At 73.2% G+C, this 11,045-nt stretch carries 10 protein-coding genes; 8 read left to right on the plus strand and 2 right to left on the minus strand.

Annotated features, from left to right (window positions below; translation table 11 throughout):
* The first annotated feature begins 583 nt into the window (after positions 1–583).
* Positions 584–1,243: a phosphoribosylglycinamide formyltransferase gene (gene purN, locus AE652_RS23795; protein WP_049654788.1), complete on the plus strand. Its 660-nt coding sequence runs from the start codon at positions 584–586 to the stop codon at positions 1,241–1,243.
* Entirely contained in the window at positions 1,240–2,814 is a 1,575-nt protein-coding gene (gene purH / locus AE652_RS23800; protein WP_049654789.1) for a bifunctional phosphoribosylaminoimidazolecarboxamide formyltransferase/IMP cyclohydrolase, read from the plus strand. Before purN ends, purH begins: the two co-directional genes overlap by 4 nt.
* Before the next feature lie 96 nt (positions 2,815–2,910).
* Here purH and AE652_RS23805 read toward each other — a convergent pair whose 3' ends face one another.
* Positions 2,911–3,522, minus strand: a complete 612-nt coding sequence (locus AE652_RS23805) for a hypothetical protein (protein ID WP_049654791.1) — start codon at positions 3,520–3,522, stop codon at positions 2,911–2,913.
* Positions 3,523–4,076: 554 nt separating this feature from the next.
* On the opposite strand from AE652_RS23805, the gene AE652_RS23810 reads away from it, so the two are divergent.
* From AE652_RS23810 to AE652_RS23835, 6 genes are all read left to right on the plus strand, one after another.
* Positions 4,077–4,931, plus strand: coding sequence for a bifunctional methylenetetrahydrofolate dehydrogenase/methenyltetrahydrofolate cyclohydrolase (locus AE652_RS23810; protein WP_049654792.1), 855 nt, complete (start codon positions 4,077–4,079; stop codon positions 4,929–4,931).
* 19 nt (positions 4,932–4,950) lie between these two features.
* Positions 4,951–5,376, plus strand: coding sequence for a DUF3017 domain-containing protein (locus AE652_RS23815; protein ID WP_049654793.1), 426 nt, complete (start codon positions 4,951–4,953; stop codon positions 5,374–5,376).
* A 215-nt stretch (positions 5,377–5,591) separates the two neighbouring features.
* The gene (locus AE652_RS23820) at positions 5,592–6,584 is read left to right on the plus strand and encodes a malate dehydrogenase (protein ID WP_049654798.1); all 993 of its coding nucleotides are present in this window, start codon (positions 5,592–5,594) and stop codon (positions 6,582–6,584) included.
* A 152-nt stretch (positions 6,585–6,736) separates the two neighbouring features.
* Entirely contained in the window at positions 6,737–8,062 is a 1,326-nt protein-coding gene (locus AE652_RS23825; RefSeq protein ID WP_049654801.1) for a hemolysin family protein, read from the plus strand.
* Positions 8,063–8,092: 30 nt separating this feature from the next.
* Positions 8,093–9,133, plus strand: a complete 1,041-nt coding sequence (gene trpS, locus AE652_RS23830) for a tryptophan--tRNA ligase (RefSeq protein WP_049654802.1) — start codon at positions 8,093–8,095, stop codon at positions 9,131–9,133.
* A complete protein-coding gene (locus AE652_RS23835) occupies positions 9,130–9,684 on the plus strand; it encodes a 2'-5' RNA ligase family protein (protein WP_234348509.1) in 555 nt (184 codons plus the stop codon). Before trpS ends, AE652_RS23835 begins: the two co-directional genes overlap by 4 nt.
* Here AE652_RS23835 and AE652_RS23840 read toward each other — a convergent pair.
* Positions 9,669–11,045 (minus strand): CDP-glycerol glycerophosphotransferase family protein (locus AE652_RS23840; protein WP_199823136.1); only part of this gene is annotated, 1,377 nt, incomplete at its 5' end. The two genes, AE652_RS23835 and AE652_RS23840, sit on opposite strands and share 16 nt — an antisense overlap.

The raw sequence follows: 11,045 nt of genomic DNA on the forward strand, positions 1-11,045 counted from the left end.
GGAAGCTGCGGGCGTCCGCCGTCCTCGCCGCCGGGGCCTGCCGGTCCGCCGGGGCCGTCCTGGCCCCCGCCGGCCCAGGGGCTGCGCGGCTGCCACGGCTGGTCCGGGGTATCCGCCGGCGGCGGCGCGAAGGGGTTGCGCTCGCCGGTGTCGTCGCCGCTGCTCATGGGTTCAGCCATTCCTTCTCGGTCGGGGCTCGTTCGGAGGTTCTCGGGTCGGAGCGGTCTTCCGCGCCCCAATGATCCCGCAGGCCGATCCGGCGGCCGTCCGGCGGGATGGTCCGGCGGCCGTCCGTCGGGCCGCCCGCTGCCCGTCGGCGGGCCGGTGCGGGCCGGGGCAACTCCGGTGCGGCGGGCCGGAGGAGATCCCCGTCTCAACTACGCGCGTAGCGCCGCCGGGAGGGTGCGGAGGCCGTCCGACCAGCCGTTATCGTGGTGACGGTCAGCAGCCCACAGAGGTTCCCCCGGGCCCGCGTCGCGGCGGGTTTCCCCGGAGTTCCCCCTCGCTCGACCTGCCGTTCGTAGTGGCCCCACCGCCGGTGGACGTACCAGCGGACGGCGCCCGACCTACGGAGAAACGCGCAGTGGCCGCCGCCCCCGCCCAGCACTTCCCGCCCCGTACGCCCGGACCGGCCCGCCTGGTCGTGCTGGTCTCCGGCTCCGGCACCAACCTGCAGGCGCTGATCGAGGCCGCCGCCGATCCGGCGTACGGCGCCGAGATCCTCGCCGTCGGTGCGGACCGGGACGGGATCGCCGGTCTGGAGCGGGCGGAGAAGGCGGGCCTGCCGACCTTCGTCCACCGGGTGAAGGACCACCCGGACCGGGCCGCCTGGGACCGCGCGCTGACCGCCTCCGTCGCCGAGTACCAGCCGGACCTGGTGGTCACGGCCGGTTTCATGAAGATCCTCGGCCCCGAGTTCATCGCCGCCTTCACCGGGCGGATCGTCAACACCCACCCCGCACTGCTGCCCGCCTTCCCCGGCGCCCACGGCGTCACCGACGCGCTCGCGTACGGGGTGAAGGTCACCGGCTGCACCGTCCACCTGGTCGACTCCGGCGTGGACACCGGGCCGATCATCGCGCAGGGCGTCGTCGAGGTCGTCGACGCCGACCACGCCGATGGCGGCGAAGCGCTGCACGAGCGCATCAAGACTGTCGAGCGCAAGCTGCTCGTCGACATCGTGGGCCGGCTGGCCCGCGAGGGTCACCGCATCGAGGACCGAAAGGTATGGATTCCGGCATGAGTGCCAGCTCCACCACGCCCGTTTCGGAGAACGTTCGTCCGATCCGTCGCGCGCTGATCAGCGTGTACGACAAGACCGGTCTGGAGGAGCTGGCCCAGGGCCTGCACGCCGCCGGGGTCGCCATCGTCTCCACCGGCTCCACCGCCGGCCGGATCGCCGCCGCCGGCGTCCCGGTGACCGAGGTCTCCGAGCTGACCGGCTTCCCGGAGTGCCTGGACGGGCGCGTGAAGACGCTGCACCCCCGCGTGCACGCCGGCGTGCTGGCCGACCTGCGACTGGAGTCGCACCGCGCCCAGCTGGCCGAGCTCGGCGTCGAGCCCTTCGACCTGGTCGTGGTGAACCTCTACCCGTTCAAGGCCACCGTCGCCTCCGGCGCCACCCCGGACGAGTGCGTCGAGCAGATCGACATCGGCGGCCCGAGCATGGTGCGCGCCGCCGCCAAGAACCACCCCTCGGTGGCCGTGGTGGTCGACCCGGCCCGCTACGGCGACGTGCTGAAGGCCGCCCAGGAGGGCGGCTTCGACCTGGCCACCCGCAAGCGCCTGGCCGGTGCCGCGTTCGCCCACACCGCCGCCTACGACGTGGCCGTCGCCTCCTGGTTCGAGGCCGGCTACGCGCCCAGCGACGAGCGCTTCCCCGAGTTCCTCGGCGCCACCTGGGAGCGCCAGAACGTGCTGCGCTACGGCGAGAACCCGCACCAGGGCGCCGCGCTGTACAGCGACGGCACCGGCGGCCTGGCCGGCGCGCGGCAGCTGCACGGCAAGGAGATGTCGTACAACAACTACGTCGACACCGACGCCGCCCGCCGCGCCGCCTACGACCACGCCGAGCCGGCCGTCGCGATCATCAAGCACGCCAACCCGTGCGGCATCGCGACCGGCGCCGACGTCGCCGAGGCGCACCGCAAGGCCCACGAGTGCGACCCGGTCTCCGCGTACGGCGGCGTGATCGCCGTCAACCGCCCGGTCACCGTGGCGCTGGCCGAGCAGATCGCCCCGATCTTCACCGAGGTCGTCGTGGCCCCCGGCTACGAGGAGGGCGCCCTGGAGGTGCTCACCCGCAAGAAGAACCTGCGGGTGCTGCTCGCCCCCGAGGCCCCGGCCAACCGCCAGGAGGTGCGCCCGGTCTCCGGCGGCGTGCTGCTCCAGGACGCCGACCGGGTGCACGCCGAGGGCGACGACCCGGCGAACTGGACCCTCGCCACCGGCGAGGCGCTGACCGCGGCCGAGCTGGCCGAGCTGGCCTTCGCCTGGCGGGCCTGCCGGGCCGTCAAGTCCAATGCGATCCTGCTGGCCAAGGACGGTGCCTCGGTCGGCGTCGGCATGGGCCAGGTCAACCGGGTGGACTCCTGCAAGCTCGCGGTCGAGCGGGCCGGCGAGCGCGCCAAGGGCGCCTACGCGGCCTCGGACGCCTTCTTCCCGTTCGCGGACGGTCCGGCGATCCTGATCGCGGCCGGCGTCAAGGCGATCGTCCAGCCCGGTGGCTCGATCCGTGACGAGGAGGTCGTCGCGGCGGCCGCCGAGGCCGGCGTGACCATGTACTTCACCGGCGCGCGGCACTTCTTCCACTGATCCCGCCGCCGGCGTGACGGCGTGACGGAACGACAGAGCGGCCCGGCCCCCTCCGAGGAGGGAGCCGGGCCGCTCCGGCGTGGTCCTGCGGGCCGGTCAGTACCGCGGCCGGTTGAACCAGTTGACGCCGTCCTGGACGCACATGGCGGTGATCCAGATGATGCTGATCGCCAGCCAGAGCAGGGCCATGACCAGGCCGACCGCGGTGCCGCCGGTGATGGCGCCCAGCAGGATCAGCAGGCCGATCAGGGCGCCGAGCGAGCCGTACACGATGGTGGTGACCCGGACGGCGTTGCCGCCCTTGCCGAACTTCGCGCCGAGCGTGATGGAGAGCGCGGCGAACAGGCCGAACAGCACGGCGACGACGATCAGGACGCCGGCGGCGGCGTCGCCCAGCGCGGTGAACGGGTTGTCCTCGCTCGCGGCCCGGGTGGCGTTGGTGGCGTCCTTGGCGACCGCCCCGATGACCATGTAGAGGATCGCGAGCAGCGTCTGCACGCCGCCGACTATGAACAGCAGCACGCGGGCGGTGGTCACCAGGCCCGGCATGGACGGCGGGGCCATCGGCGCGTAGCCGTAGGCCGGGGCGGCCTGCGGGTAGCCGTAGCCAGGGGCGGCCTGCGGCGGCGGGGCCTGCTGCGGGTAGCCGTAGCCCGGGGCGGCCTGCGGCTGGCCGTACGGGTTGTTCGGGTCGGGCGGGTAACTCATGGATGCCTCCGGGCAGTTGCGGGGACGCGGGGACGGGACGCTGACGGCCCGGTGCCGGCCGGTGACAAGGGTCACCGGCCGAAGGGGACGTTAGCCGAGCGGGGTGACAGCCCGGCGGCGGTGACGGGCGCCGCGGCTCGGCAGCGTGGTGAGCGTCAGGGGCGCGAGGCAGCCGACGGGTGCGGTGCGGGCGGGACGGTGCCCCCGCGGTCGGACTGCTGGCTCTGCTCTGGTCGGCTCACTGGCTCTTTCCCCCGGGTACGCCCCACCGCGGGTCCGTCGGCCCGTCACCGGGCCGGTTCGCGGCGGGAATGCGCTTATCGTCATCCGGACGACGGCGCCCTGTCCAGCCGGTTCCGCGTGCCGCGCCGAGACTGTGGCGCAACCGCAATGTGCGGTGGACCTTCGTACCCGTCCGTTCACCCGCCGGTTCCCCCGGCTGTTCCCCCGCCCGGCCGCGCGCCCGTTCCCCGGCCCGGCCACCCCGGAACCGCGGCCCGAGCGGTCGGACGCCCTCGGTACGGAGACCCCCGGCGATCCGGGAGAATGGGGTCATGACTGCCCAGATTCTCGATGGCAAGGCCACCGCCGCCGCGATCAAGTCCGAACTCGCCGCCCGCGTGGCGGCCCTCAAGGCGAAGGGCGTCACGCCCGGCCTCGGTACCGTCCTGGTCGGCGACGACCCGGGCAGCCGCTGGTACGTGAACGGGAAGCACAAGGACTGCGCCGAGGTCGGCATCGCCTCGATCCAGCGCGAGCTTCCCGCCACCGCCACCCAGGAGGACGTGGAGAACGTCGTCCGCGAGCTCAACGCCGACCCGACCTGCACCGGCTACATCGTCCAGCTGCCGCTGCCCAAGGGCCTGGACCAGAACCCGGTCCTGGAGCTGATGGACCCGGACAAGGACGCCGACGGCCTGCACCCGACCTCGCTCGGCCGGCTCGCCCTGGGCATCGACGGCCCGCTGCCGTGCACCCCGCTCGGCATCGTCGAGCTGCTGCGCCGCCACGACGTCGAGATCAACGGCGCCGAGGTGGTCGTGGTCGGCCGCGGCATCACCGTCGGCCGTTCGATCGGCCTGCTGCTGACCCGCCGCAGCGAGAACGCCACCGTCACCCTGTGCCACACCGGCACCCGGGACCTCGGCGCCCACCTGCGCAAGGCCGACATCATCGTGGCCGCCGCCGGCGTGCCGCACCTGGTCAAGCCGGAGGACGTCAAGCCGGGCGCGGCGGTGCTGGACGTGGGCGTCAGCCGCAGCGAGGGCAAGATCGTCGGCGACGTGCACCCGGGGGTGGCCGAGGTGGCCGGCTGGATCTCCCCGAACCCCGGCGGCGTGGGCCCGATGACCCGCGCGATGCTGCTCAACAACATCGTCGAGGCGGCCGAGCGCCGCGCCGGCATCTGACACCCCAGGGACGGCGAGCATGACTGAACCGCGATCGGCCCGGTCCCGCCGCAGGCCGGTCAAGACCACCGGCACCCTGCCGCCCGAGGGCTCGGCCGCGGCCCTCGGACGCGATCACGCCCTGCCGGTCCGGCAGTGGCCGATCACGCTCGTCCTGCTGGTCGTCGGCGCCGGCCTCGCGGTCACCTGGTTCGCCGACTTCAAGGACGGTTTCAAGTACGGGCTGCTGATCCTCGGCGGCGGCGTGCTGCTCGGCGCGGTGCTGCGGCTGGTGCTGCCCGAGGTCGGGATGCTGGCGGTGCGCAGCCGCTTCACCGATGTGATCGTGCTGAGCTTCCTGGGCCTCTCGATCGTGCTGCTGACCCTGGTGGCGCAGCCGAACCCGTGGGTGCAGATCCCGTTGCTCGACAACATCGGCCAGCTGATGGGCCGGCCCCGGCACTGATCCGCGGCCTGTGACGGCCCCCGCCCGACGCCATGGAAATCCAGGGCCCGGGCGGGGGCCGCCTTTCTTCTGTGACGCATCAGCCACGCCGGGACACCAGGCGTACGCTTCCCTTTGCGATAACCTGACGCCGGTCTCTCGACGTCGAGAGAGATCATCCTGGCTCCAGTGCCGGTGTGCCTGGGGCGCCTGGCGATTTGCTGGAGAAGGTAGAAATGACCCGCACCCCCGTCAACGTCACCATCACCGGCGCGGCCGGCCAGATCGGCTACGCGCTGCTCTTCCGCATCGCCTCGGGCCACCTGCTCGGCGCCGACGTGCCGGTGAACCTGCGCCTCCTGGAGATCCCGCAGGGCCTCAAGGCCGCCGAGGGCACCGCCATGGAGCTCGTCGACTGCGCCTTCCCGCTGCTGCGCGACATCACCATCACGGACAACCCGAACGAGGCCTTCGACGGCGCCAACGTCGCGCTGCTGGTCGGCGCCCGTCCGCGCACCGCGGGCATGGAGCGCGGCGACCTGCTGCAGGCCAACGGCGGCATCTTCGGCCCGCAGGGCAAGGCCATCAACGACCACGCCGCGGACGACATCAAGGTCCTGGTCGTCGGCAACCCGGCCAACACCAACGCCCTGATCGCCCAGCGCAACGCCCCGGACGTCCCGGCCGAGCGCTTCACCGCGATGACCCGCCTGGACCACAACCGCGCCGTCGGCCAGCTGTCCGCCAAGACCGGCGCCCTGGTCTCGGACATCAAGCGCGTCACCATCTGGGGCAACCACTCCGCGACCCAGTACCCGGACGTCTTCCAGGCCGAGATCGCCGGCAAGCCGGCCTTCGAGGCCGTCGGCAGCGACCTGGCCTGGCTGGAGAACGACTTCATCCCGACCGTCGCCAAGCGCGGCGCCGCCATCATCGAGGCCCGTGGCGCCTCCTCGGCCGCCTCGGCCGCCAACGCCGCCATCGACCACGTGCACACCTGGGTCAACGGCACCGCCGAGGGCGACTGGACCTCCATGGGTGTCGTCTCCGACGGCTCCTACGGCGTTCCGGAGGGCCTGATCTCCTCCTTCCCGGTCACCACCAAGGACGGCAAGTTCGAGATCGTCCAGGGCCTGGAGATCTCCGACTTCTCGCGCGCCCGCATCGACGCCTCGGTCAAGGAGCTGACCGAGGAGCGCGACGCGGTCCAGGAGCTGGGCCTCATCTGAGCCCGCTCCGCACGGCTCCACCGGCGGCCCGCCGCCGTGTCCGGACCGGGCTCCGCCGTCGTGCGGGACCGGGTTCCGCGGCGGTGTCCGAGTCGGTGCTCCGCCGTCGTGTCCGGCCCCGGCCGGTACCGGCCGTCCTACACTGGCCCGCTGTGAACGAAACACTCGGGGACGCCGCGCTCGTCCTCGTCTTCATCCTGCTGGGCGGGTTGTTCAACGTCGCCGAGATCTCGCTAATCTCGCTGCGCGAGGGCCAGATCCGGACGCTGGAGGCGCACGGCACCCGCCGCGCCGCCCGGGCCGCGCACCTGGCCGCCGACCCCAACCGCTTCCTGGCCGCCGTCCAGGTCGGGGTGACCTGCATGGGCTTCCTGTCCGCCGCCTTCGGCGCGGACACCCTGGCCGGCAAGGTCGCCCCGCTGTTCGTCCGGGCCGGGCTGTCCGAGGGCGTGGCCGCCGCGGTGGCCCTGGTCGGCCTCACCCTGGTGATCAGCTACGCCTCGCTGGTGCTGGGCGAGCTGACCCCCAAGCGGATCGGCCTGCAGCGCGCCGAGTCGATCGCGGTCGTCGCCGCCCCGGTGGTGGACGTGATGTCGGTGGTGCTGCGGCCGGTGATCTGGCTGCTCGGCCACTCCACCAACCTGATGGTCCGGCTGCTCGGCGGCGACCCGACCGCGGGCCGCGGCTCGATGAGCTCCGAGGAGCTGCGCGGCCTGGTCGCCGCCAATACCGAACTCGGAAGCGACGAACGGGCGTTGATCGCCGACGTGTTCTCCGCCGGGGAGCGCCAGCTGCGCGAGGTGATGGTCCCGCGCACCGAGGTGACCTTCCTGGACGCCGAGCGCCCGCTGGCCGCCGTCCGGCACCAGGCCGACACCTCGCCGCACTCGCGCTACCCGGTGGTCGAGGGCAGCGCCGACGCGGTGGTCGGCTTCGTCCACGTCCGCGACCTGTACGGCGCGCGCGGCGAGCAGGCCGTCAAGGTCCGTGACCTGGCCCGCCCGGTGAAGCTGCTGCCCGGCACCAAGCGGGTGCTGGAGGCGATGGGCGAGATGCGCCGGGAGGGCCACCACCTGGCCATCGTGGTGGACGAGTACGGCGGCACCGCCGGGATCGTCACCCTGGAGGACCTGGTCGAGGAGGTGATCGGCGAGATCCGGGACGAGTACGACAGCCCGGCGGCCGCCCCCACCCGGCGGCTGGCCGGCGGCGGCATGGAGCTGGACGGTCTGCTCAACCTCGGCGACTTCGCCGAGGAGACCGGCGTCACCCTGCCCGAGGGCCCGTACGAGACGGTGGCCGGCTGCCTGGTCGCCGCGCTCGGCCGGCTGCCCCGGGACGGCGACCAGGTGCGGGTGCCCGTCGAGGGGGGCGGCGGGGTGCTGCTGACGGTGGCCAAGGTCGAGGGCCGGCGGATCGCCCGGGTGGGGGTGAGTGCGGTCACACTGGCCGAGCCCGCGGGGGCGGAGGTTTCCTGAGCGGTCGGTGGAACTGGAAGAATGGCCCGCATGGTCAACGCAGCGGTCACTGGTCCGGTCAAGGACCGTCCCCGGGTGCTCTCCGGCATCCAGCCCACTTCCGGCTCGTTCCACCTCGGCAACTACCTGGGCGCGGTGCGCCAGTGGGTCGACCTGCAGAAGGACAACGACGCCTTCTACATGGTCGTCGACCTGCACGCGATCACGGTGCCCCAGGACCCGGCGACGCTGCGCGAGAACACCCGGGTCTCCGCCGCCCAGCTGCTCGGCGCGGGCCTGGACCCGGACCACTGCACGCTGTTCGTCCAGTCGCACGTGCCCGAGCACGCGCAGCTCGCCTGGGTGATGAACTGCCTCACCGGCTTCGGCGAGGCCTCGCGGATGACCCAGTTCAAGGACAAGTCCTCCCGGTACGGCGCCGAGGGCACCACGGTCGGCCTGTTCACCTACCCGATCCTCCAGATCGCGGACATCCTGCTCTACCAGGCCGACGCCGTCCCGGTCGGCGAGGACCAGCGCCAGCACGTGGAGATCACCCGCGACATCGCCGAGCGCTTCAACACCCGCTACGGCCGGACCCTCACGGTGCCGAAGCCGTACATCCTCAAGGAGACGGCGAAGATCCAGGACCTCCAGGACCCGGCCGTCAAGATGAGCAAGTCGGCCTCCTCGCCCAAGGGCCTGGTGAGCCTGCTGGACGACCCGAAGGCCAGCGCCAAGAAGTTCAAGAGCGCCGTCACCGACACCGGCACCGTCGTGTCCTACGACGAGGAGGGGAAGCCGGGCGTCTCCAACCTGCTGCGCGTCCACTCCGCGCTCAGCGGCCAGTCGGTCGAGCAGCTGGTCGCGCACTTCGAGGGCAAGATGTACGGCGCCCTGAAGACCGAGCTGGCCGAGCTGTTCACCGAGTGGGTCACCCCCTTCCAGGAGCGCACCCGGCTGTTCCTGGACGACCCGGCCGAGCTGGACCGGGTGCTGGCGATCGGCGCCGAGAAGGCCCGCGAGGTGGCGTCGGTGACGCTGGAGACGGTGTACGACCGGATCGGCTTCCTCCCGGCCGCCAAGCGGTGAATCCCCTCACACGCCTGCCCGGTGGTGACGACCTCCCCGAGGTCGTCACCATCGGCGTGTCCGTGAGCGTCCCGGACCCGTACGGCACGGCGATCCAGGACGCCCGGGCCGGGCACGGCGACCCGCTGGCCCGGTCGATACCCACGCACGTCACCCTGCTGCCGCCGACCGAGGTGCCCGCGGGGGAGCTGCCGAAGATCGAGGAGCACCTGGCGGCGGTGGCGGCCGCGCACCGGCCGTTCCGGATGCTGCTGCGCGGCAGCGGGACCTTCCGCCCGGTCTCCCCGGTGGTGTACGTCCGGGTCGAGGAGGGCGCGCAGGAGTGCCGGCTGCTGGAGGCGGACATCCGCTCCGGCCCGCTGGCCCGCGAGCTGGCGTTCCCGTACCACCCGCACGTGACGGTCGCCCACGGTCTGCCGGAGGACGTGCTGGATCAGGCGTACGAGCAGGCGCGCGGCTTCCGGGCGGACTTCCCGGTGCCGGGCTTCGGCCTCTCCCGCTTCGACGCGGACGAGGTCTGGCGGCCCTGGCGGAGCTACCCGTTCGGGTGAACCGGGGTGTGCTCCGGGGCGTGTCCGAGGGTGTGTCCTAGCCCTCCCCGGCCGCCGAGTTCGAGCATCCGGTCGACCACCCGGCGGGCCGCGCCGCCGTCGTCCAGCGCGCAGTGCTCGGCCCGGAAGCGCCGGTAGCGCTCGGCGTAGCCGGGCGGCGGTCCGCCGTCGCCGTCGGCCAGTTCGCGCAGCGCGCCGAGGAGTTCGGCCGACGTGGGCACCAGCGGGCCGGGGGCGTTCGACTCGAAGTCGAAGGAGAAGCCGCGCAGGGTGTCGCGGTAGTGCTCCAGGTCGTAGGTGAAGAAGTACATCGGGCGGCCGGTGATGGCGAAGTCGAACATGATCGACGAGTAGTCGGTCACCAGCACGTCCGCGACCAGCAGCAGTTCCTGCGGGTCGGGGTAGTCCCCGCAGTCGTACAGGAAGCCGTCTCCGGCGCCCGGCAGCGGCTCGCGGACGTGCGCGTGCGGACGGACCAGCAGCACGTGGTCCGCGCCGAGCAGGCGCCGCGCGTGGCCGAGGTCCAGCCGCAGGTCGAGCCGGAACCCGTCGCCGTCACCGCGCTGCTGGTCCTCGCGCCAGGTCGGCGCGTACAGCACGATCCGCCGGCCCTCGGGGACGCCGAGCCGGCGGCGGACGGCCGCGGCGGCCCGCGGGTCCGGGCGGGCGAGCACGTCGTTGCGCGGGTAGCCGGACTCCAGCAGCTCGCCGCCGTAGCGGAAGGCGCGCCGGAGGATCGGGGTGGCGAACGGGCTGGGGGAGAGCAGCAGGCTCCACTGCGGGGTCTCCCGGTCGAGCGCCCGCAGGTAGCCGCGGTCGGCCAGCCAGGGGCTCTCGACGTCGTGGGCGATCCGCTTCAGCAGGGAGCCGTGCCAGGTCTGCACGACGACCTGGCCGGGGCGGCGCTCCAGGAAGTCCGGGAAGTGGGTGTTGCCGACCAGGTACCGGCAGGTGGCCAGCGCGCGGTACCACTCCGGGCTCCAGCTCCGCACCGGGACGACTCCGGGCGGCAGCGCGGCCTGGGCGTCGTCGACCACCCACAGGTGCTCCAACCGGCCGTCCCGGCGGGCGAGTTCGGCGTGCACCGCGCGCGGGGAGTCGGCGTAGCCGCGGCCGCCGAACACGTCGTACAGCACCGCCTCGCGCAGCGGCGCGCGGCGGGCGGCCGGGTAGCGCTCGGTGCGCAGCCGGTGCTGGGTCCAGGCGCTGCGCTCGGTGGCGGTGAGCACCGGGGTGGAGTCCACCACCAGGGTGTCGTGCCACCGGCGTTGCAGCAGGATCCGCTTGCCGCCGGCGGTGGTGGCGGCGGGGACGGCGGTCAGCGCGGCGGGGGCGGCGAGCAGCGGCCGGCCGTCCCCGGG

It is taken from the genome of Kitasatospora sp. MY 5-36 (assembly GCF_001182915.1).
In the GTDB taxonomy this organism is placed as follows: Bacteria; Actinomycetota; Actinomycetes; order Streptomycetales; family Streptomycetaceae; genus Kitasatospora.

Coding starts and splice junctions, on each gene's coding strand:
- purH (WP_049654789.1), top strand. CDS start 1,240: ATGAGTGCCAGCTCCACCACGCCCGTTTCGGAGAACGTTCGTCCGATC.
- AE652_RS23805 (WP_049654791.1), bottom strand. CDS start 3,522: ATGAGTTACCCGCCCGACCCGAACAACCCGTACGGCCAGCCGCAGGCC.
- AE652_RS23810 (WP_049654792.1), top strand. CDS start 4,077: ATGACTGCCCAGATTCTCGATGGCAAGGCCACCGCCGCCGCGATCAAG.
- AE652_RS23815 (WP_049654793.1), top strand. CDS start 4,951: ATGACTGAACCGCGATCGGCCCGGTCCCGCCGCAGGCCGGTCAAGACC.
- AE652_RS23820 (WP_049654798.1), top strand. CDS start 5,592: ATGACCCGCACCCCCGTCAACGTCACCATCACCGGCGCGGCCGGCCAG.
- trpS (WP_049654802.1), top strand. CDS start 8,093: ATGGTCAACGCAGCGGTCACTGGTCCGGTCAAGGACCGTCCCCGGGTG.